The following is a 392-nucleotide window of genomic DNA, read 5'->3' as shown; positions in this document are numbered from 1 at the left end:
CCCCCGTCCAGGGCCGCCTCCGCCAGGTAAGCCCAGGCGATCGAGGCCGTCGGGTGCTCCGCGGCCACCTGCTTGGGGTCGGCATGGTTGAGCAGTTCCGACTCCGCGTCCTCGTCTCCGGGAAGGAGGGTGGGCTGCGGGCCGAGCAAATCACCGAAAGAGGTCATGGCGACCATTGTGCCCCGGCGGCCCCATGCTCGATAGGCTGCCCACACCAGGACACGGATCGACGATTGAAAGGGTGCACCACGTGCCGGACCCCAAGACGCCTGACCCCACGCTCTCGGACTCCCCGACTGCGGACGCGTCGGGCCCGGATGCCTCGACAGCGGCATCGGCCGACGCCGACAGCGCGACGGTCCGGCTGGAACGGCCTGCCCCCGAGCAGACGC

General features: G+C 70.7%; 1 protein-coding gene. It reads right to left on the bottom strand.

All coding sequences use genetic code 11. The annotated features are described in order from the left end of the window. Positions 1-167 (bottom strand): DUF3151 family protein (locus AC1DYG_RS20435; RefSeq protein WP_477641664.1); only part of this gene is annotated, 167 nt, incomplete at its 3' end. Positions 168-392: the final 225 nt, after the last annotated feature.

The sequence above is a fragment of the Pedococcus sp. P1_H8 genome (genome assembly GCF_056405175.1).
Note: the sequence above shows the minus strand (reverse complement) of the source record. Positions and strands in the feature narration are given on the sequence as shown.